The 21,362-nt window shown below is 47.5% G+C and carries 23 protein-coding genes and 1 CRISPR repeat array; of the genes, 20 read left to right on the top strand and 3 right to left on the bottom strand.

What is annotated here, in order from left to right; genetic code table 11:
• Positions 1–24 precede the first annotated feature (24 nt).
• The 8 genes from DI14_RS09410 to DI14_RS09370 all read left to right on the top strand — a co-directional run bounded on the left by DI14_RS09410 (position 25) and on the right by DI14_RS09370 (position 4,634).
• A complete protein-coding gene (locus DI14_RS09410; protein WP_034807906.1) occupies positions 25–450 on the top strand; it encodes a DMT family transporter in 426 nt (141 codons plus the stop codon).
• A gap of 11 nt (positions 451–461) precedes the next feature.
• Entirely contained in the window at positions 462–1,121 is a 660-nt protein-coding gene (locus DI14_RS09405) for a Crp/Fnr family transcriptional regulator (RefSeq protein WP_235193436.1), read from the top strand.
• A 12-nt stretch (positions 1,122–1,133) separates the two neighbouring features.
• Positions 1,134–1,607, top strand: a complete 474-nt coding sequence (locus DI14_RS09400) for a DMT family transporter (RefSeq protein WP_034807902.1) — start codon at positions 1,134–1,136, stop codon at positions 1,605–1,607.
• 284 nt (positions 1,608–1,891) lie between these two features.
• A complete protein-coding gene (locus DI14_RS09390) occupies positions 1,892–2,380 on the top strand; it encodes a hypothetical protein (protein WP_034807898.1) in 489 nt (162 codons plus the stop codon).
• An 18-nt stretch (positions 2,381–2,398) separates the two neighbouring features.
• Entirely contained in the window at positions 2,399–3,190 is a 792-nt protein-coding gene (locus tag DI14_RS09385) for an SMI1/KNR4 family protein (RefSeq protein ID WP_034807896.1), read from the top strand.
• 88 nt (positions 3,191–3,278) lie between these two features.
• Positions 3,279–3,728, top strand: a complete 450-nt coding sequence (locus tag DI14_RS09380; RefSeq protein WP_034807893.1) for a hypothetical protein — start codon at positions 3,279–3,281, stop codon at positions 3,726–3,728.
• 15 nt (positions 3,729–3,743) lie between these two features.
• The gene (locus DI14_RS09375) at positions 3,744–4,229 is read left to right on the top strand and encodes a hypothetical protein (RefSeq protein WP_034807891.1); all 486 of its coding nucleotides are present in this window, start codon (positions 3,744–3,746) and stop codon (positions 4,227–4,229) included.
• Positions 4,230–4,244: 15 nt separating this feature from the next.
• Entirely contained in the window at positions 4,245–4,634 is a 390-nt protein-coding gene (locus DI14_RS09370) for a hypothetical protein (RefSeq protein WP_034807889.1), read from the top strand.
• A gap of 136 nt (positions 4,635–4,770) precedes the next feature.
• On the opposite strand, the gene DI14_RS09365 is transcribed toward DI14_RS09370, so the two are convergent.
• On the bottom strand, positions 4,771–6,273 hold the full coding sequence (locus tag DI14_RS09365) for an NAD(P)/FAD-dependent oxidoreductase (RefSeq protein ID WP_034807887.1): 1,503 nt from the start codon (positions 6,271–6,273) through the stop codon (positions 4,771–4,773).
• A 272-nt stretch (positions 6,274–6,545) separates the two neighbouring features.
• Here DI14_RS09365 and DI14_RS09360 point away from each other — a divergent pair, with 272 nt between their 5' ends.
• The gene (locus tag DI14_RS09360; protein ID WP_034807885.1) at positions 6,546–7,274 is read left to right on the top strand and encodes an ABC transporter ATP-binding protein; all 729 of its coding nucleotides are present in this window, start codon (positions 6,546–6,548) and stop codon (positions 7,272–7,274) included.
• Positions 7,267–8,280 carry an ABC transporter permease gene (locus DI14_RS09355; protein ID WP_034807883.1) on the top strand — a complete coding sequence of 338 codons (1,014 nt, stop codon included), beginning with the start codon at positions 7,267–7,269 and terminating at the stop codon, positions 8,278–8,280. Before DI14_RS09360 ends, DI14_RS09355 begins: the two co-directional genes overlap by 8 nt.
• A 1-nt stretch (position 8,281) precedes the next feature.
• On the opposite strand, the gene DI14_RS09350 is transcribed toward DI14_RS09355, so the two are convergent.
• Positions 8,282–8,746, bottom strand: a complete 465-nt coding sequence (locus tag DI14_RS09350; RefSeq protein WP_034807881.1) for a DedA family protein — start codon at positions 8,744–8,746, stop codon at positions 8,282–8,284.
• A 243-nt stretch (positions 8,747–8,989) separates the two neighbouring features.
• Here DI14_RS09350 and DI14_RS09345 point away from each other — a divergent pair, with 243 nt between their 5' ends.
• Both DI14_RS09345 and DI14_RS09340 read left to right on the top strand, forming a co-directional pair.
• A complete protein-coding gene (locus DI14_RS09345; protein WP_034807879.1) occupies positions 8,990–9,682 on the top strand; it encodes a response regulator transcription factor in 693 nt (230 codons plus the stop codon).
• The gene (locus DI14_RS09340) at positions 9,679–10,749 is read left to right on the top strand and encodes a HAMP domain-containing sensor histidine kinase (protein ID WP_034807877.1); all 1,071 of its coding nucleotides are present in this window, start codon (positions 9,679–9,681) and stop codon (positions 10,747–10,749) included. The genes DI14_RS09345 and DI14_RS09340 overlap by 4 nt, the downstream gene beginning before the upstream one ends.
• Positions 10,750–10,898: 149 nt before the next feature.
• Here DI14_RS09340 and DI14_RS09335 read toward each other — a convergent pair whose 3' ends face one another.
• On the bottom strand, positions 10,899–11,516 hold the full coding sequence (locus DI14_RS09335) for a glucosaminidase domain-containing protein (protein WP_034807875.1): 618 nt from the start codon (positions 11,514–11,516) through the stop codon (positions 10,899–10,901).
• Between the two features lie 185 nt (positions 11,517–11,701).
• Here DI14_RS09335 and DI14_RS09330 point away from each other — a divergent pair, with 185 nt between their 5' ends.
• The 8 genes from DI14_RS09330 to cas2 all read left to right on the top strand — a co-directional run bounded on the left by DI14_RS09330 (position 11,702) and on the right by cas2 (position 20,261).
• Positions 11,702–12,346: a plasmid pRiA4b ORF-3 family protein gene (locus DI14_RS09330; protein WP_034807873.1), complete on the top strand. Its 645-nt coding sequence runs from the start codon at positions 11,702–11,704 to the stop codon at positions 12,344–12,346.
• A 138-nt stretch (positions 12,347–12,484) separates the two neighbouring features.
• Positions 12,485–14,827: a CRISPR-associated helicase/endonuclease Cas3 gene (locus tag DI14_RS09325; protein WP_034807871.1), complete on the top strand. Its 2,343-nt coding sequence runs from the start codon at positions 12,485–12,487 to the stop codon at positions 14,825–14,827.
• Between the two features lie 15 nt (positions 14,828–14,842).
• Positions 14,843–15,541 carry a type I-C CRISPR-associated protein Cas5c gene (gene cas5c, locus DI14_RS09320; RefSeq protein WP_034807869.1) on the top strand — a complete coding sequence of 233 codons (699 nt, stop codon included), beginning with the start codon at positions 14,843–14,845 and terminating at the stop codon, positions 15,539–15,541.
• 11 nt (positions 15,542–15,552) lie between these two features.
• Complete coding sequence (cas8c, locus tag DI14_RS09315; protein WP_034807867.1) at positions 15,553–17,433, top strand: type I-C CRISPR-associated protein Cas8c/Csd1; 1,881 nt, start codon at positions 15,553–15,555, stop codon at positions 17,431–17,433.
• Positions 17,430–18,284 (top strand): type I-C CRISPR-associated protein Cas7/Csd2, encoded by an 855-nt coding sequence (gene cas7c / locus DI14_RS09310; protein ID WP_034807865.1) that lies wholly within the window; start codon positions 17,430–17,432, stop codon positions 18,282–18,284. Before cas8c ends, cas7c begins: the two co-directional genes overlap by 4 nt.
• The gene (gene cas4 / locus DI14_RS09305) at positions 18,274–18,933 is read left to right on the top strand and encodes a CRISPR-associated protein Cas4 (protein WP_034807863.1); all 660 of its coding nucleotides are present in this window, start codon (positions 18,274–18,276) and stop codon (positions 18,931–18,933) included. Before cas7c ends, cas4 begins: the two co-directional genes overlap by 11 nt.
• Positions 18,930–19,961: a type I-C CRISPR-associated endonuclease Cas1c gene (gene cas1c / locus DI14_RS09300; RefSeq protein ID WP_034807862.1), complete on the top strand. Its 1,032-nt coding sequence runs from the start codon at positions 18,930–18,932 to the stop codon at positions 19,959–19,961. Before cas4 ends, cas1c begins: the two co-directional genes overlap by 4 nt.
• 9 nt (positions 19,962–19,970) lie before the next feature.
• Complete coding sequence (gene cas2 / locus DI14_RS09295) at positions 19,971–20,261, top strand: CRISPR-associated endonuclease Cas2 (protein ID WP_034807860.1); 291 nt, start codon at positions 19,971–19,973, stop codon at positions 20,259–20,261.
• Positions 20,262–20,440: 179 nt separating this feature from the next.
• Positions 20,441–21,326: a CRISPR direct-repeat array (repeat unit 32 nt; unit sequence ATCGCACTCTTCGTGAGTGCGTGGATTGAAAT).
• Positions 21,327–21,362: the final 36 nt, after the last annotated feature.

Below are 21,362 nucleotides of genomic sequence, written 5' to 3'. Positions count from 1 at the left end.
AAAGAAAAAAAGGGGGAGATGGAGATGCGCGGAGTCTTGTTCGCCATCAGCGGCGGATTCTTTTTGACCTTACAAAGTGTGGCCAATGCCAATATCAGTACTACAATCGGTACGTGGCAGGCGGCGACACTCACCCAGCTGACCGGTTTTATCGTGGCGCTCCTCATCATGCTCCTCGTCCGCGACCGGACATATCGCGAGATGCGACATGTGAAGCCGCTCTATCTGTCAGGCGGAGCCTTCGCGGCGCTCATCTTGTTCAGCAACATGACGGCCGTGCACACGCTCGGCGTCACGCTCACGATTTCGTTATTTTTAATCGCCCAGCTCGCGCTCGCCCTCGTCATTGACGGACGTGGCTGGTTCGAGATGGTGCAACGTCGCTTGAACGTCACACAACTTGTCGGTGTGGCGATGATGGTTGCCGGAGTGGTGTTGTTGAAATGGTAGGGAACGAGCAAGTGGAACGCTATATGAGACAGGTCGGGCTCGACGAGGTGTTGCCGCGTGCGGCACGGGCGGATTTGACGCTCGTCCGTTACGCACCGGGGGCGACGATTTGTACGCAAGGTGACGCAGCCCATGCACTTCGTTTTCTTGTCAGTGGGAAGATTCGTGTCTCCCATACGTCGGCCGCAGGGAAGCGGCTCGTCTTGTCGTTCAAGCAACCGCTCGATTTGATTGGGGACATCGAGTACGTACAGCGGACTCCTTATTTGAACACGGTCGAGGCGGTGACGACCGTCGAGATGCTTGTCATTTCGTTCGAGGCGTTGGCGCGTCACGCGACCGAGGACGTCATTTGGCTCAACTACTTATTGACGGAGATTACCCGCAAGTTCGAGCGGAAGTCGCAATCGATGAGCTTCAACTTGTTTTATCCGGTCGATGTCCGGCTCGCGAGTTATTTGTTGTCGATGACACCCGAGACAAAAACCCTCGGTTCGACGGTCGATGAGTTGACCGACATCGCCGATTTGATTGGGACGAGCTATCGGCACGTCAACCGGACGCTGAAACGGTTCGTCGAGGAGGGGTTGATTGAACGGGACAGACGGTCGATTACGGTTCTCGACCGGAATCGTTTGATTGAGGTGGCGGGAGAGAGCATTTATGAGTGAGGAGGGAGACGTATGACCATCGGGATGATGCTTGCCGTGTTCGGCGGGATGCTCGTTTGTATCCAAAACACGTTCAATGCGAACGTGAAGCGACGCGTCGGGGCGTGGGCCACGACGACGCTCGTCCTCGGGCTTGGCTTTCTCGCCTCGCTCGTCGCGGGACTAATCAGTGATGGGACGGCCTTGTTTGCCGTCACGGGGATGGAGACTTGGTATTGGTTCAGTGGCATTATCGGGGTCGGTGTCGTCATGAGCGTGACACAAAGCGTCGAGCGGCTCGGCCCGAGTTACGCCATCTCCATCGTCATGGTGTCACAAATCCTGTTCGCGCTCCTCTGGGACACACTCGGTTGGTTCGGGCTCGCGGCGATTCCGTTCACGTGGAAGACGGTCGTCGGCATCGTCTTAGTCGTCGGCGGGGTATTGCTGTTCCAGTTGAGCGGGAAAGAAAATGTAGTGAACGCGCGTGTCCGACGCGTCGGATGACGTTAAAACGACTTTCCACAAACATGACATGTCTGCCCGTGTTCCTGCCTCCTGACAGAGGTTTGGCAATGCGGGCATGTTGTCGTTTTGGACTCTTGCGGATAAAACGTCGAACGATGCTCGAAAGGGGAGCGATGATGCGGTTTCCAGTTGAAGAGGATGAACACGACGGCCCCGAGCAACGCGATTAAAATCAGGATATCCATATGAAAGCCTCCTAATTATTGGTATGCTATTCTTATGTACGCAACGTGTAAGCATTTGGTTTCAAGGGGGAATGAAAAATGACACGTGAAGAACGAATCGAACAGTTATATTTACGAAACCGGACTGGGATTGTGATGTTGCTCGTTACATTTTTAAGTGGGCTCGCGGGCGGCCTTTGGTTTTTTTCAAAAGGCGCTTATGAACAGATTGCTGCATTTGTTTTCTTTTTCATCGTCGCGTTTCCGCTCGGCTTCGTCGCCTGGCGTAAGACGTGGACGCTGTTGACGTTCAATGAGGATAAACGCTATCGGCGCTGGATTCGCTTCAAAGGGCTTTTGAATCTCGTCTTACTATTTGGCATGATGGGGATGATGTCGCTCTTTGCCTCAGGATTCGTTCCATTATCATTGTTCACAAGTACCGTGGTGAGTTTGGCGATCGGCTATTTGTTCATCGAGATGGTGGTGGATCGACGCCTGATTCAAATCGATGACGAGCACGTCGTCGATAGCCTGCTTGGATTGACGAAACGGGAGCGGATGAAACGGCATTGGGAGGAAGAATAAAGGGGGAGTGATGAAAGCATGATATGGAGACCGGACCCGGACGATTCGAATCGGTTGCCCGAATTGACAGACGAAGTATTGGTAGCAGTCGAGGCGCGCCTCGGGGTGAAGCTCCCGGACGACTATCTTGAAGCGATTCGTATCCAAAACGGTGGTGGCGTCGAGCCACGTGACTTGCCGATTGTGTGGAACGGACAAGACGACATCGCGCTCGTCGACTCGATTGCTGGCGTCGGTCTATTGGACGGCTTGATTCAATCGAAGGCGCTATTGACCGAGTGGGGCATCGAAGATGATCGGTTGATCACCTTCGCAGGGGATGGACACTTCTTCCTCGCGTTCGACTATCGTGAGAGCGTGACGCCAAAGATTTCGTATATCGACACGGACAGCGAGCAGATTGATGTCCTATTCGACTCGTTCCGCACATTCACCGAAGCGCTCACGACGGTCGAGTTCGAGCCGTTCACTGGACTCGCCGAGGGGGAGGCGTTGATCGATTATGCGCGGCGTCAACTATACAGCACCGATAAACGCGAGAAGGCGCAGGGAGCGAACACATGGTTGAACGGAGTCGACATGCTTGGCACAGACGAGCTCGTCACGGAATTATTGACGTGGATGAACGACGAGACGCTCCGAAACGAAGCGATTTATACGATGCAACATTTGATTCTGGCGCGGAGGCTTCAAGAAAAATCATCGATTGAAGCATTCTTTAAAGGGCTTCGACAGCACGACGACCCGTTCAGTAAACAAACTTATGAGGAGACGAAATATATCCTCGAGCATGACATTCTGTTTGAGTGAAACTTTTTGCACGATTGACTCGTAAAAAAAGGAAATGAGATTTAGCTAGGAGGATTGGAGGATTGACCATACAGTAAGACTAGAACGCATGATTGAGAACGACCGCAAACGACAAAAGCAGACGCTGTATCCTACATTCGGTTTCATCGCGCTGTTCATCATCTATTTTATGACGACAGATGTGCTGCTCCTATTGCCCATCATCTTGGTCGGGCAGTTCCCGATGCTCTATAAGAGTTGGCATCGGATGAAACTGTTGCTCACGTTTAATGCCGATGTCCGCTATCAAGAAAAAGTACGGTCCGAGTTCGGATTGGCCGTCGGGAACCTCGTCTTCCTCTTGTTGTTGATTACGAGCTCGATTCTCGGTTGGATTACGCTGCTGACGTTCATCATCGTCGTACTCGTCGGCTTGATCACGTTCATCGTGCTCGGCTATCGCATCGACCGTGAGTTGAAAGCGATTGACCCGGAGCATGTGACCGGAACAGAGCTCAGCAAAGCGCAAGTCGAGCGTCAAAAACGAAAGACATCATGATGGGGGACATTCAATATGGTTGAAAAAGAACAACGCGTCAAACAAATGGTCGAGAACGACCGCAACGTGAACAAGACGGCGCTCTTGCTCACGTTCATGATTTTAGGGATCGCCTTCTACTTCATCTTCACGCAAGAGATTTCGCTCGTGACGTTCGCCGTCATCATCATGGCGACCCAGTTGCCGAGCTTGTACCGCGCCTGGCATCGGATGAAGTTACTGCTCACGTTTAACGACGAGGGGCGCTATCAGAAGTTCGTCCGTCTCGAGTTCGGGATCGTGCTCGCGAACGTCGTCTTGCTCGGTCTCTTCATCGCCATCGCCTGGTCGATTGAAGGTTCGCTCGTCGTGTTTGCGGTCATGTTGCTCGCACTGTTCATCCCGTTCATTTTCTTGTCGGTGTGGGTGAACCGGAAGCTCGAGCTGATCGACTCGAACCACGTGAACAATCACGAGCTCCGGATGGCACATCGGGAAGCAACGAAAAATCGGCTCAGCTGATAAGGAGGAAGATGGATGAAACGGACACTGCTCGCCTGCTTACTCGCTCCGCTCCTCCTGCTCGCCGCATGTGGCGAACAAGGGCGAGAGCTCGTCGTCGGAACGTATAAAAATGAAGAGACGATCGTCTTCTCAGAGACGTCGGTTCAAGACGAAGCCGACATCAACCGCTTCATCGAGATTGTGGAATCGAGTCCGGCGACTGAGGCCGAGATGGAAGGGTTACCCGACTACGTCGTGACAATCAACAACCCGGCGGAGTCGACGATGGAGTGGATGGTGAACATTTGGGAAGATGAAGCGGGAACGATCCAGTTCACGAGAGGGCTTGCTGGAGAAGACGTGTTTGAGATGAGTCCAGACGATTCCGAAGAAGTCCGTGACCTCCTTCAGTTAGAAAAGTAAACAAATGAAATTCAAGAACCCAGCCTCTGATTCGTCAGAGGCTGGGTTTCTTATGAAAACATACCAATCAAACAGCCACAGATGACCATGCCGGCAGTGTAAAACTTGAAGCGATGCCGTTCCCAAAATGAATCGGTCATCGTGTCGTCACACCGTCGCGCTTCGCGATCTTATCGCTCACTTGTTGGCCGCTGAGCGTGACCATCGGCATCCCGCTGCCCGGATTGACCGTGCCGCCGACGAAGTACAGATTCTCATACAGTTCACTTTGCTTCTTATGCTTGAATCCGCCGTTCTGGTTTTTGTCCGACACGGTTCCGTAAATCGCACCGCGGTCCGAACCATACATCCGCTCGATGTCATGCGGCGTCCAAACGTTCCGCGTCACGATGTTGTCCCGAAGACCATCCATGCCCATCCGTTCGAGCTTATCGAGCACCCGTTCTTCAAACGCCGCGTAATCGGCCTCGGTGAACGGGTCTTCTTGAATGTACGGGATGTGCGGCAAGATTTTAATATTCTCATGTCCCGCCGGTGCTTGGGTCACATCGGTCTTGTTGACGTTCACCAAATAAATCGTCGGGTCGTCCGGCAACTCGTGTCTGTCGAAAATCTTCTCCATCTGCTCTTGTAAGTTTTCTGAGAAGAAGAAGTTGTGGTGTGAGAGTGACGGGAATTCTTTTTTGACGCCGAGATGGAGTACGAAGCCGGAGCTGGCCGGTTCGTATTTGTCGACGAGCTTGTCGACGAACGCCTCTTCGACATCGACCATCTTTTGATAGAACGGGATGACTTCCATGTTCGAGACGTAGTAATCGGCAGAGCGGAGTCGTCCGTCCTCGAGCTCAATCGCCGAGATGTTCCCGTTGAGCGTATGCGCCCGAACGACGCCTTGTCCGGTATTTAGCTTCACGCCGATCTCTTCGGCGAGTGTTGTCAAACCTTCGGCGAGCTTATGTGTCCCGCCTTCGACGTACCAGCATCCTTGCGCGTGCTGCATGTAAATCATCATATTGAGAACGGCCGGGGCGCTATACGGCGACGATCCGACGTATTTGACGTAATACGATAACATCGTGCGCAGGTGTGGGTTGCTAATTCGTTTTGAGATGGCACTGTACATCGTCGACGCCAAGTCGAAACCGGTCAGTGTCGCGATGGGACCGATTTGTGTAACTGCCTCGAACGGCGATTCGAACCCTTCTTTTAAGTAACTGCGTTCCGTTGTCTTGTAGATGCGTTCAGCATAGTTCAACAGCTTGCGATACTCGTTCATGTCTTTTTTTGACAGCGACGGATTCGCGCTCGCCATCACTTCAAGGTCGTGATACAAGTCGAGCACCGTACCGTCCGGAAAGAACGAACGCCACTCCAAGTCGAGCCGCTTGATGGGCACATAATCTTCCATCTGTTTACCGCTTCCGGTGAACAACTTCTCGAAAATTTGGGGCATCGTCAAAATCGATGGGCCGAGATCGAACCCGAACCCGTCTTGTTCGAGACGGTTCACTTTCCCGCCGATATGGTCGTTCTTTTCATATAAAGCCACGTCATAGCCTTTTTGTTTCAGCGAGATGGCTGCCGAAATCCCGCCTAGCCCCCCACCGATGACAATCACTGACTTGTTCACGTTCTGCATACACGTACCGCCTCTTTCCGACATGATTTATGAAACGCTTACTGATTCATTTGCCACTATTGCCTCTATTCCCTGCACGCACACTTCCGAACATTCAATTTCAGCACATTGTCGCCTTCAAAATACGTTGCCTCATCTTTTGATCGAACGGTTCAAGTACAATAATCGTAAAAAAAAATGGCGATTGTTGTGTCTGAATCGGGGGACTATACTAAAGCTAACTCAACACAATGTCTATGGAATATAGGATGACGTGAAAAAGGAGTAGGCCCATGGATATCCATATACACGACGTCACGAAATCATTTGGCAAACAGATTGCCATCGACCGTGTCAGTTTCACGATCAATTCTAGCGATATCTGTTGCCTGCTCGGCCCGTCCGGTTCGGGGAAGACGACGCTCATTCGGCTGATGATCGGTGCCTTGGCCGCGGACAAAGGTTCGATTCGCATCGGCGAAACAAAGATGCCGAACATGGGCATGCTCCACAATATCGGCTTCATGCCCCAGAACGACGGATTGTATGATGACTTGTCGGCCGAGGCGAACCTTGAGTTTTTTGGCTCCATCTATAAGCTCGGCAAACCGAAGCTCCAACAACGCATCACGGAAGTGCTCACGCTCGTCGATTTGACGGCCGACCGCAAGAAACTCGTCCGAAATTTCTCGGGCGGGATGAAAAAGCGGCTCTCGCTCGCAATCGCCATCCTGCATCAACCGGACGTCTTGTTTTTAGATGAGCCGACGGTCGGAATCGATCCAATCTTACGCCGTCAGATTTGGGATCAGTTTCAAGCGATTCGGGCGAGCGGGACGACGATCATCGTCTCGACGCACGTCATGGACGAGGTGCTCGAGTGTGACCGGGCCGCGCTCATCTATAACGGCCGTTTGATCGCTTACGACACCGTGCCGCATCTGTTAGATCAGACGGAGAACGGTCGCGTCGAGGAACTGTTCCTCATCGCCGGTCGAGAAGGAGGGACGGATCATGCGTAACTTGGCGAAACGCGTCATCTTTCAGACGCTCAATGATAAACGGAGTGTCGCCTTGATTTTGATCGCACCACTCTTGATTTTGACGCTCGTTTACTTTCTCCTCGGTGACTCGGATTACGTGCCGGTCGTCGTGCTTGATGAGAACGTACAAACGCAACTCGTCGAGGCGTTCGAAGCCGAGACACTCGATGTCCGGTTGGACACGGTCGACGACCCGTTCGGATACTTGGAAGACAATCCAGACGTCGATGCGGTGTTCGAAGCGACGCAGGCAGGGACGACGATCACACTCCGGGAACCGTCGACGAAGTCCTCGAAGGCGGTAAGAGAGATGCAAACGGCGCTGTCGACGTTGAATCCGGCGGCTGATATCGAGATGAATTATGTATACGGGGAAGAAGGGCAATCGACGTTCGATTCGTTCGGTTACGTGTTCTTGTCGCTGTTCTCGTTCTTCTTCGTCTTTATCTTATCGGCGATGGCGCTCGTGAAAGAACGGAGCGGCGGCACGCTCGAGCGTCTCCTCATGACGCCGATCAAACGGGGACAGGTCATTTTGGGCTACACGCTCGGCTACGGCGTGTTCGCCGTCGTGCAGTCGGTCATCATCGTGCTCTATACGATTTACGTGCTCGGCCTGACCTCGGTCGGCAATATGGCGTGGGTCATGTTGGCGATGCTGCTCATGGCGGGGACGGCCGTCTTGTTCGGGGCGACGATTTCGGTGTTCGCCCGTTCTGAACTTCAAGTCGTCCAGATGATTCCGTTCACGATTATCCCGCAAGTGTTCTTCTCAGGGTTAATTCCGCTCGACTTGATTCCATACGGACTCGGCAATTTGAGTTACGTCATGCCGATTTTTTACGGGGCGACCGCCATCAAAGAAGTGATGGTGTACGGGAGCGGCTTGTCCGGAATCTGGCCATATTTACTTGGACTCGTCATCTATGCGGGCGTGCTCTACTCGCTCAACATGCGTGCACTCGGGAAGTATCGAGGCCATTAAGTCAGAAAGACAAGACCCAGTTTTGAAGTTGCTGAAACATTGGCACATAGCCGGCTAAGCGAATCACAATAAACCAAGCTCCGGTATATAGAAAAGCGGAGAGGGCATTGTAAAGTGCGTATGTCCGAAACTTGAGCGATGTGAAACCGGCCACGTAATGGATGGGATGGCGCAAGCCGGGAATGAAATAAGAGATGAGGACAATCCGTGATCCATACTTCTCATAAAGTGCCTTCGCCCGATTCAAATAACGGGAATCACGCGTAGAAGATGGAATCACGTGATGCAGGCCGCGACCGACAAGATAAAACCAGCTGAACGCGAGCGTGAAGACGACCCACGTCGTGAAGAAGAGCGCCCAACCAGAAGGCGCGACGGTCAGATGGGTAATCATTAATACGTCGTCTGATAGTGGGGTAAACATGATGCCGACGGCGAGCATCACGTATTGCGTCAATAATTCCATATTCGTTCACTCCTTACTTTTGTCTAGTATCCCCTGACAAACGTAAGGAGTGTTTAGCGTCATCTTAAGAAATCTTAAGAAGTCCCACAGAAATCGTTGTCATCCCCGCGCTATACTCATAACCAATAGACAGATTGACTAAACAGAAGTAGAAAAAAGATGCTACGCTAGGTTTAACATAGACGACTGATGAGGTCGTTCATAAACATACGTGTAACGCGTATCCTGGCAAGGAGGAAGAACATGCGGTCACAACAAACCATTTTGATTGCGGATGACGATGAGGCCATTCGCGAGTTGCTCGCGATTTATTTAAAAAATGAAGGGTATGTACTTCGGTTTGCGAAGACGGGCCAAGAAGTGCTCGACGTCGTCGCGCATGAACCGATCGACTTGCTCGTTTTAGACTGGATGATGCCCATCATGGACGGCATTTCCGCATGTATCGAAATTCGGAAGACACAGTTTATGCCGATTTTGATGCTAACGGCTAAAACGAGTGATCTTGATTTGATGCAAGGGATTTCTGTCGGAGCGGATGACTATATGAAAAAGCCGTTCAATCCGCTCGAAGTGACGCTTCGGGTCAAGTCGTTGCTCCGACGTTATCGTGACTACGGGGCCGATCAAGCGACCCAATCTGGAAAACTCATGTTTCAAGAGTTGACGCTCGATGTGCAGACGAGACAATGTCAAAAAGGCGAGACGCTGATTCGTCTCACGCCGAAAGAATTTGATATTCTTGCCTATTTCATGCGACATCCGAATCAAGTGCTAACGGTCGAACAGATTTATGAGGCCGTGTGGGGCGAAGATGCGTTCGAGGTCGATAATACGGTGATGGTGCATATCACTAAAATTCGAGAAAAGATTGAAGACACACCACGAAAACCGTCGTATATCAAGACGGTTTGGGGCGCGGGTTACCGGTTATGAGACAGCGACAGTGGGACCGATTACTCGTCAAGTTGATTGGAATCATCTTAATCAATGCACTCATCGCGACGATCGCGTTTTTAATCATGGGCTACTCGATCAGTATGTATTATATTCAAAATGAAACCACGCCGGAACCATTGACGTCCAATCTGGCATTTCTGAGCGTGACGTTTATTACGATTATCATTTTTGTGATCGGTTTTTCATTGATGATGCGAACCACGCTACGAAAAATCACATATTTATCAGATGAGATTAAACAGATTGCGAACGGGGATCTTGATCGAACCGTGGACTTGAAAGGCCAGGACGAACTTGCATCCCTCGCAAGGAATGTCACGCAAATGTCCGCTCAGTTAAAAGAATTGTTTGAGCGGGAACGGGCCCATGAAGAGGAACGAAACCAGCTGTTCTCAAACCTGTCCCACGACTTACGGACACCGCTGACGAGTATTCGCGGCTATCTGCAATTGCTTGAAAGCGAACGCGTCATGACGGACGTCGAACGGAGTCATTTCAACGTGTTGAATGAGAAAACGGCCCAGCTCGAACGATTGCTCGATCAGTTGATGGACGTGAACCGGTTGTATTCGTCACAAGTGACGCTCTCGAAACAGCGAATGAACATCAGTCTGTTGACGACCCAACTCGTCCACGAGATGGGTCCATTGTTTGAAGAGGCGGGCTATCGTGTGTCGGTCAATGTGCAGCCTGACTTATACGTCGAAGCTGATCAAGACCAACTGATTCGCGTCTTTCAGAACTTGATGTCGAACGCATTGAAATATGCGGCACCGGATGGACTGATTGAACTGACACTCGTTGAACGAGACGAACATGTCTTATGGCGACTGTGTAATGAGACGACACCCCGGACGATTGCGTCGATTGACCATTTGTTTGACCGGACGTATCGGGTGGACGCATCACGTGGCGAGACACCAGGGGACGGGCTCGGGCTGTCGATTGCCCGTCAAATCATGATTTTACACGACGGCACGTTGACAGCGTATGCTTCAGGAGAAGACCGGATTTGTTTTGAAGCATGTTTTTTCATCAAGTGAGACTAAAATAAGCATCCGAGCATTTGCTCGGATGCTTATTAGCGTTTGAGGAGTAAAGCGATGCCCGCAACGAGAAGCGCGAGCCCGCTATACATCCGTACTTGATGGCAAGTCACTATCTTTCACCCCTGTAAGTCATTATAGTTCGTTCATTTTTTGGCGACGCGGAGTTTTGTCTGTCCCATCTCTTTATAAATAAAGAGAATCTCGTTGCCGTAATTGCCTGAAGGTTGCATCGCCCACTTGCGATGAAGGGCAGGCCATGTCGTCGCCGATCCCCGTTTTACGTAATGAAAACGCGGGTCGACGCGCGTCGAATTCAAGTTATCTTTTGAGGCATAGGCTTTCAGGTGTTGAATCTGAGCCAGCACTCCTTGATGCGGGGAACGGAAGAAATGACCTTTGACACCTTTACCGGTCGTGCCGATTCCTGAATAGTTATGCTGCTTCGGAAGCACGTCTCCGCCGTAGCGAAAGTAGCCGGTTTCTTTCAAAGCTTGTGCAAACGCGACGTCTCCGCGGACGCCTTCTTTGGCACCTAGAATGATGAACAGTTTGGCGAGTTCTTCAACCGTCGTGCCATGAAGACGCACATTCTTAGGGTTTTTCGTTTTCACGTAATCTGCCATTTGTTGCGGTTTTAATGCCGACGTTCCCATAATAGCACGATTCTCTTTCTTTGTTGCGGCTTCAACTGATATTGTAAAGGTGAAGGACGAAGTTATAATCATGAGACAGGTGATACAGCAGACAAGTATGTTTTTCATCAAGAGGCCTCCGATTCGATTCAACAAACTATACAAATAATACCATATAATAATCAGATTGGTTGCTTCATTTTCAGGAAGAGGGAATAAAATCCAATTTACATGAACAAAAAATGGGCGAATCGGTTGTCGGCTTGTCACGTTCAAGTGAAACGGCCAAAACGAAACTAGGAGGATCATAATCTATGTTTAAAGCATATCAATTTCAAATAAAACTATTGGACAGCCCGACCCCCGTATGGCGCCGCTTTATCATCCCGGCCGAGACGAACTTCAAACGACTTCATGATGCCATTCAAATCGTGATGTGGTGGGACGACTCACACTTGGCGAAGTTCGAAGATGATTTACGAAAGCCGACGCTCCGGTTCGTGTTAAACCCTGAGGAAGTGTATGAACACAAAAGTCGCCTCGCACATTTGAAGGAACAGTCAAAACTGAGTGATTTTGAAAAGGGCCTATTAGAACGCTTCAAACAAGTGACGGTTCGGGATATGAAAAACGTGAAGCTTCCGAGTGTTATCGAGTCTCATCAAACACTCTACTATACGTACGACTATGGCGAGGAGTGGCAACATCAACTAACGCTTGAACAAGTCGTCGACAACTACCCGTATCCATATCCGATGGTGACAGAGTGGGAAGGAGAGACGCCGTTTGAAGATGTCGGAGGAATGGCTGGGAATCAGATGATTCAAGACATCTTAAACGATACATCTCATCCGCAACACGAGGAGTATGTGGAAGCGTCAAAGGATGTACAACCGTATCAAGTCAATAAAATCAATTTCCTGTTACAAGAGTATGTGACAGTGAAGCGAATGAAATAAGTAAAAGCGGCGAAAGTCGCTTTTTTTGTTTGACCTGATAAGAAAAATTAATCACTTAAAGTAAGATAATGTAATAATATTGAAGGTGATAACACCTAACATGTGGAAATTATTCAGTGCTATGAAAGGAGTGATTATGTGGAGTTTATTGCACATGTCCGTTCAGATGATCAGGTAATTCAATCTGTTCGTCAACATTTAGTAGATGCCAAAATACTGGCAGAAGACTGGGGACGACCACTTGGACTTAGCAATGTCTGCGGTCTTGCCGCTTTGCTTCACGACATGGGGAAATACAGTGATGCATTTCAACATTACATACGCCGAGCTGTGTCGGGTGAGAAAGTGAAACGGGGAGAAGTAGACCATGCTACTGCGGGTGGACGCTTATTATTCGATACGTTAAAAGGGAAATCTTCGAAGCAATTATTAGCTGAGATTGTAAGTAATGCAATCATCTCTCATCATGGAAATCTCCATGATTATGTCCAAGGTGAAGACTCACCTTTTCTTCAACGAGTAGAAGTGAAAACACTCGAAGAATATGAGGTTTGTAAACAGCGATTTTTTGACGAAGTCATTTCAGAAGTCGATTTTAATGATTACGTCGAAGTTGCCCATCGACAGTTATGGAGCTATTTGAAACGAATCGGTGCTACAGTACCGAATTCATCATTTCTCACCAAGTTAATCTTTAGTATTTTGATTGATGCAGATCGAACGAATACGAGACAGTTTGAGGAAAATAAAATTGATTCCGGTTTAACAGATTACCTCACTGTCTATAAAGGGCGCTTAGAACAACATATAACGCGATTGAGCACCTCATCAATTGTTTCCCCCATTAACGCGTTGCGACAGAAGATGTCCGAGCAAGCGATGCATCACGCTAAACAACCCAGTGGAATTTATACACTTTCGATTCCGACGGGAGGTGGGAAGACGTTAGCGAGTCTCCGTTACGCCCTTCACCATGCTATCCATTACCAAAAACGACGAATTATTTACGTTGTTCCTTTCACTACGATTATTGAGCAGAACGCCCAGGTCGCGCGAGCAGTTTTAAAAACGAACGAAATCGTTGAACACCATTCAAACGTCGTGCAGTTAGATGACGTTTCTGAAGATGAGATGAATTTACAGTCGAAATTGAATCTAGCAAAAGATAACTGGGACGCCCCGATTATCTTTACGACGATGGTTCAATATTTAAACACGTTTTACGCGAAAGGAAATCGGAACACGCGTCGTCTTCATCATTTAAGTGAAGCCATCGTGATTTTTGATGAAGTACAAAAAGTTCCGACCAAATGCGTATCGCTATTCAATGAATCGTTAAACTTCTTAAAAAACGGACTAAGTTCGAGCGTGATTTTATGTACGGCAACGCAACCCGCACTTGATTTTGTAAAACACCGGTTAACAAGTGATGGAGAAATGATTCAAGATTTGCCGGTTGTGGTTGAAGCGTTCAAACGAACAGAGATTGAAGTTCTATCTGACGGTTTTGATACGGATCGACTCGGCTTATTCGTGCAAGATAAGGTCATCACCAATCAAAGTGTTCTGATCATTTTAAATACAAAAACGGTCGTCCGTAGGTTATACGAATCATTGAAAGCATCGTTTTCTGAAGATGAAGTGTATCACTTGAGCACATCGATGTGCGCTGCTCATCGAAAGTACATTTTAGAAAAAATCAATAAGCGACTTGATACCGGTAAACGAGTGATTTGTATTAGCACCCAGCTGATTGAAGCGGGGGTAGATGTGAGTTTCCAATGTGTCATTCGCTCGTTTGCAGGACTCGACTCAATCGCTCAAGCCGCTGGACGTTGCAATCGACATGGTGAGGTAGAACGGCGAACGGTTTACTTAATCAATCACGTTGAGGAAAGTGTCTCCAAATTAACGGACATTGCAAAAGGACAGGAGATTGTTAAACGATTGGTTGTCGATTTAGAGCGAGATTCAACCGCTTACGGTGGAGAGTTACTATCCCCGCTTGCGATGCGACGATACTTCCAAGAGTTTTATCAACTCAGAGAAGTGGATTTGGATTACGCGGTAAAAGGTTCGACTGAAACATTGGCCCCGATGTTGTTTGAAGGGACGAAAAATCGGCATCGCATTAGTGATACCCCGCTGTTACTAGTAGCACGACATCGAACGGTTGCTGACAACTTTCACGTCATTGAACAGTTAACTGATGATGTGCTGGTGCCCTATGGCGACAAAGGAAAAGAATTGATTGCACTGCTGAATGGTGACGTCAATTGGGAGGATGCCCGAAAGTGGTTAAAAGAGTCTCAACAATATACGATCAGCATTTATAACCATGAACGACAAGCACTTGAGCAAAGTGGGGGGATTGTTTCTTTGCTAGATGGTCGATTGCTCGTGCTGCAACCAACCGCATACGATGAACAATATGGATTAAATCTATCACAAGATTCTGAGATGCAAAGGTTAATCATGTGATGAGAGGAGAGAGTTATGCGAAATTCAATTGAGTTTAAAGTTTATGGGGATTACGCCCTCTTTACAGACCCATTGACGAAGTTAGGTGGCGAAAAAATGTCCTATCAAATCCCCACCTATCAAGCAATCAAAGGGATTGTCGAATCGATTTATTGGAAGCCGACGATTGTCATGGTTGTCGATGCGATTCGGATTATGAAACCGATTAAAATGGAATCGAAGGGGATGCGGCCCATTGAGTATAGTGGTGGGAATTCTCTAGCTCACTACACGTATTTGCGGGACGTGTGCTATCACGTTCGAGCGCATTTCGAATTCAATCCACACCGTCCTGATTTAGCGTTTGATCGAAATGAAGGAAAGCATTATGCCATTCTTAAACGTTCGCTGGAAGCGGGAGGTCGAAGAGATATTTTCCTAGGGGCAAGAGAATGCCAAGCGTACGTAGAGCCCATTGAATTTGATCAAGGAGAAGGTTTTTACGATGGAGTGGATCTTCATTTTGGAACCATGGTTCACGGATTCAATTATCCCGACGAGACAGGGGTAAATGAACTTGCAGTTCGCTTGTGGCATCCAGTGATGAAAAATGGGGTGATTACATTCACAAGACCAGAAGACTGCTCCCTTGTCCAACCCATCAAAAAGATGCACGCCAAACTATTTACAGAAGGTTCGATTGAGTCAGTAGAATCGTTGCATGATCAATTATAGGAGGTGATGGAATGAGCGTTTGGCAACAGCTATACGAGACATACAATCAACATCTCGATGAAGTAGGTAAATCAGAAAGTCGTTGGGAAGGAAAGACGTTCACGTTGCTTCCGATTTCTCATACGACACAAACGGCTCATATCACTGTCAATATAACACCTGATGGTGAATTTCACTCAGCCGAAATGATTGAGAAAGGTCATGGGAACACATTAATTCCTAGCACTGAAGATTCATCTAGCAGAGCAGGGAGTGTCATTGCTCCTTATCCGCTACACGACAAGTTACCTTACGTAGCTGGTGACTATAAAGCATTTGGCGGCGTGTATAAAAAAGACAATGCGCATCAAGTGTACATGGATAACCTGAAAAAATGGTCTGAATCCTCTCATGGATTTGATCGGTTGAAGAGTATCTATACGTACTTACAAAAGGGACGACTCATTGAAGATTTAGTGAACGAGAAAGTACTTTTTACAGAGACGGATGGCACGTTGAAATGGACGTGGAAAGAGAAAGAGGAAAAGCCTTTGATTTACTCTGTTGTGACAGGAGGGCTTGAAGGAGCATTTATCCGCTTCCATGTTCATTCATCTGAACAGTTGAACCTAGAGCCATGGCGAGATTCTGAGTTTTATCAATCTTTTATCGCTTACTATGCTGAACAAGCAGGGAACTCTACATTATGTTTTGTGACGGGAGAACAAAAAGTTGGTTCTACCAAACATGCGAATAAAATTCGAAATGCTGGCGACAAAGCGAAACTCATCTCTGCAAATGACAGTAGCGGATTCACATTTCGTGGTCGTTTTGACAAAGCCTTTGAAGCAGCGACGATTAGTTATGAAGTATCGCAAAAAGCACACAATGCACTAAAATGGCTGATTCAAAGACAAGGAAAACTGATTGATCAACGTGTCTTTTTGGTTTGGGGGAGTGAAGTAACCGAAATGCCAAGTGCAGTTGATTCGACTTTCTCACTTGCTGCATTGTTTGACGATGTGGAAGAGAAAGAAGTATTCGATACGAACCAAGATGGTGCACGAGCATTTTCTGACGCGCTCATCGGCTATAAGAGAAAGTTGCCTCGACAAACAGTCAATATTTTAATACTGGATGCGGCAACGACAGGTCGTCTGGCGATTCTTTATTATCGTTCATTTGATCAAGAACAATACTTTAAGCGGCTGCTGACTTGGCATACGGAGTATCCGTGGGAGTATACGTACGTTGATTGTGAGAAAAAGCGACGAGTATTCATGGGCGCACCAGCGTTGAATGACATAGCGACGATGGCTTATGGACCACGTGCCAATGAAAAGCTAATTAAAGCGACGGTCGAACGGTTGCTTCCTTGTGTCATTGATGGTCGTGTCATACCGGACGATATTCGACGCAGTCTGATTCAGCGGGCATCGAATCCGGTTGGTATGGAGAACTGGGAATGGGAGAAAACGCTACAAATTGCCTGTGGAATGATTAACAAGAAAGAAGGGATGAACGTGGCATTAGACCGAGACTTAAAGAATCGCGATTACCTATTCGGCCGTTTGTTGGCATTGGCTGATTACTTAGAAAGAAAAGCATTAAAAAAACAAAATGAAAACCGAGCAACCAACGCAATACGCTATATGAATGCATTTTCGCAAAAGCCTGCTCGCACATGGATGACAATTCAAAGTGCACTTCAACCATACCAAGCCAAACTCGGATGGGAAGCGATTTATGTTACTAAGCTAATTGATGAAGTGGGCTCACAACTTGACCCGAGTGACTTCACGAATAAACCGTTATCGGGAATGTACCTGCTAGGTTTTTATAGTCAACGACATGATTTGTACCAAAAACGTGAAGAAGGCAACTTATCTAATGAGGAGAGTGTTGAAGCATGAACGTACTAGACCACAAAATTGATTTTACCGTTATCCTGTCTGTCTCAAAAGCAAACCCGAACGGAGACCCGCTCAACGGTAACCGGCCTCGTCAAAACTACGATGGGTACGGGGAGATATCAGATGTAGCCATTAAGCGGAAGATTCGGAACCGCCTTCAAGATATGGGGGAGTCGATTTTTGTACAATCGAATGACCGACGTTCAGATAGTTACGAAAGTTTACGGGACCGCGCTGAGGGAAATGAAGAGCTGAAGAAATTAATGAAAGGAAAAGGGATGGGTGACCAGTTCGCTCAAGAAGCATGTGCGACTTGGATGGACGTTCGTTCGTTCGGACAGGTATTCGCGTTTAAAGGAGAGAAATCTGGAGTGTCTATTGGTGTGCGAGGACCCGTCTCCATACACACGGCAACAAGCGTCGCCCCAATCGATATTACGAGTATGCAGATTACAAAAAGTGTAAACTCTGAGAGTGGGAAAGAACGTGGCTCTGACACGATGGGAATGAAACATCGCGTTGATCACGGAGTGTATGTGTTGAATGGAAGTATCAATACTCAACTTGCTGAAAAGACGAATTTTACGAAAGAAGACGCAGAAAAATTAAAACAGGTACTGGTCACACTGTTTGAAAATGATGCTTCTTCTGCTCGTCCTGAAGGAAGCATGGAAGTGCATAGAGTATATTGGTGGGAACATAGTTCGAAATTAGGACAATATTCATCTGCGAAAGTGCATCGTTCTATTTCGGTAAAACCAACGACAGAAGAGCCAAAAGACTTTTCGGATTATGAAATTCATGTTGCTCTACTCGATGGCCTAGAGCCTGAAATTTTAGATGGATTATAAACAAGACGATTCTTATTTGTTGTTGTCAGGTATTCAACACTTTCAATTTTGTCCACGACAGTGGGCACTCATTCACATCGAACAACAATGGGAAGAAAACTCTCGAACTGTTGAAGGGCAGAATTTGCACAAAAAGGCGGATGATTCATCCGCACGTGAAAAGCGGAAAGATAAGTTAATTGTGCGAGGGATGGCAATTAAGTCAGAGACATTAAATATTAGCGGTCAGTGTGACGTGGTTGAATTTGTCGAAGATTCAGCTGGGGTTTCCTTATATGGAAACCCTGGTCTGTATCGTCCGATTCCCGTCGAGTATAAGCGCGGGAAACCGAAAGTAGGAAAAGAAGACGAGCTTCAGTTAGCTGCGCAAGCGATTTGTCTTGAGGAAATGTTTTTATGTCAAATTACTGAAGGTTATTTGTACTACAACGAAACGAAGCATCGTCATCGTGTCCTATTATCAGAAAGTCTGAAACATGAAGTTGAGAAGATCGTTAGAAAAATGAATGACTATTATGGGCGGCGTTACACTCCGAAGGTAAGAACCGGACCCCATTGTAAAAGTTGTTCGCTCCAAAATATTTGCTTGCCAGAATTGATGGTTCGAGAGAGTGTCAGTGAGTACATGGAGAGGAGACTTCGGGATTGAAAAAAATGTTGAATACATTATTCGTTAACCAATCGGATGCATATCTGGCACTTGATGGCGGGAATGTAGTGGTAAAGAAAGACGACGAAATTTTAGGCCGAGTGCCTCTCCATAACCTTGAGGGAATCGTTACATTTGGATACACGGGAGCAAGTCCTGCACTGATGGGATACTGCGCTGGGAACAATGTGCCTCTGACATTTATGACAAAGAACGGTCGGTTTTTAGCACGTGTCATTGGCGAAAGCAAAGGCAATGTTGTGTTACGCAAAACGCAGTACCGACAATCTGACTGCGAACTTCAATCAGCGAAACTCGCCCGGAATTTTATTCTCGGAAAAGTATACAACCAAAAATGGATACTTGAAAGGATGACTCGTGACTATCCGATGCGAATTGACATTACGCGTTTTAAGGAAACCTCCGCATATTTCTCAAAAAAACTAATCGAAATTCGGGAATGTGAAGATTTGGAGAGATTGCGAGGACTTGAAGGGAAAGTAGCGGTTCATTACAACCAACTGTTTGATGACATGATTCTTCAACAAAAAGATGATTTCATGTTTAAGGGACGTTCGAGAAGACCACCTCTTGATCGCGTGAATGCGATGTTGTCATTCGCCTATAGTTTATTAGCAAGGGATACTGGAGCGGCCCTCGAAGCAGTCGGACTCGATGCATATGTAGGATTTTTACATCGAGAACGTCCGGGACGGATTTCGTTGGCGCTTGATTTGATGGAAGAACTTCGCGGAATCTATGCAGATCGATTTGTACTTTCATTAATTAATATGAAGGTCATTCAAGCGAAGCATTTCATTCAAAAGGAAAACGGAGCTGTACTTATGACGGAAGAAGGACGCAAAGTGTTTCTCTCGTCTTGGCAGAAGAAAAAACAAGAGACGATTCAACACCCTTACTTAAAAGAAAAAATGATGTGGGGGCTCGTGCCTTATGCGCAAGCTTTATTGTTAGCTAGACACCTTAGAGGAGATTTAGAAGAGTATCCTACTTTCTTGTATAAGTGAGGGGAATGTATGCTTGTATTAGTGACATACGACGTCAACACGATTTCACCTGGAGGCACGAAACGGCTCAGACAAGTCGCAAAAGTTTGTCAGCAATATGGTCAACGAGTCCAGAACAGTGTGTTTGAATGTATCGTTGATCAGACAGAATTTACAACTTTGAAATTACGATTGAAAGAAATTGTGGATGCGGATAAAGACAGTCTCCGATTTTATCGTTTAGGCAACCATCATGCCACTAAAGTGGAACATTATGGAACGAAAGAATCTTTAGATTTGGAAGGACCTCTCATTTTTTAAATGGGAAGTTGTTTTTAGTGAGTGCGAACATGTAGTGCACAGAATTTTCTAGAAAGGTTCGCACTCGATTCTTCGGTAATAGTCATCTAACTTGATAGTAAATCTAGTCGTTGTCATACTTAGATGGATAATATTGTTTGTTAGATTTATTTTAGGTGTTTTTTTAGTCGAAATTGGCTATCGCACTCTTCGTGAGTGCGTGGATTGAAATGCTTTTTTGAGCAAGGCCGGGCGATAAAGCTCCAATCGCACTCTTCGTGAGTGCGTGGATTGAAATCGATACCAACACTCCATCGTGTTCGTGTCCGTGATCGCACTCTTCGTGAGTGCGTGGATTGAAATCGGACAGGCTTACGTTTGGCGACCCATGCGGTACGATCGCACTCTTCGTGAGTGCGTGGATTGAAATAGAACATCAGACTAATAATATCATCGCTCTCGATCGCACTCTTCGTGAGTGCGTGGATTGAAATGGCAAGAGGGATACTGTCAATCGGGTTCGTGAGATCGCACTCTTCGTGAGTGCGTGGATTGAAATCTCGTCCAAGTTTCCGGCGAGTAGGGCCTGTTGGTATCGCACTCTTCGTGAGTGCGTGGATTGAAATTCTGCGTAGTATCTGCGTTAGTATCTGGTATTGCATCGCACTCTTCGTGAGTGCGTGGATTGAAATCCCTCCGCTCCATTCATCCTAACCGCTAATCCCGATCGCACTCTTCGTGAGTGCGTGGATTGAAATCAAGAGTGGCAAGGAACGTGATGGTCGGCTGTGGATCGCACTCTTCGTGAGTGCGTGGATTGAAATGATTTGTTTCCGGCTGATCGCTACATTCGTGCTATCGCACTCTTCGTGAGTGCGTGGATTGAAATCGGCACCATGTCGAGAAGCGCCTTACCGTAGCCCATCGCACTCTTCGTGAGTGCGTGGATTGAAATTGCGCCGTCGACCAATGTGACGTCAGCCGTGACATCGCACTCTTCGTGAGTGCGTGGATTGAAATCGATGCAACCGCGCATAATCGTCATACACATCGCATCGCACTCTTCGTGAGTGCGTGGATTGAAATGATGATACCGGCACCGTCCGCTGAATCAAACCCGAT

The sequence above is a fragment of the Exiguobacterium sp. AB2 genome, from assembly GCF_000696055.1.
GTDB classification, from domain to species: domain Bacteria; phylum Bacillota; class Bacilli; order Exiguobacteriales; family Exiguobacteriaceae; genus Exiguobacterium; species Exiguobacterium alkaliphilum.
The sequence above is the reverse complement of the archived record's forward strand: the minus strand, read 5'-3'. Positions and strand labels throughout refer to the sequence as shown.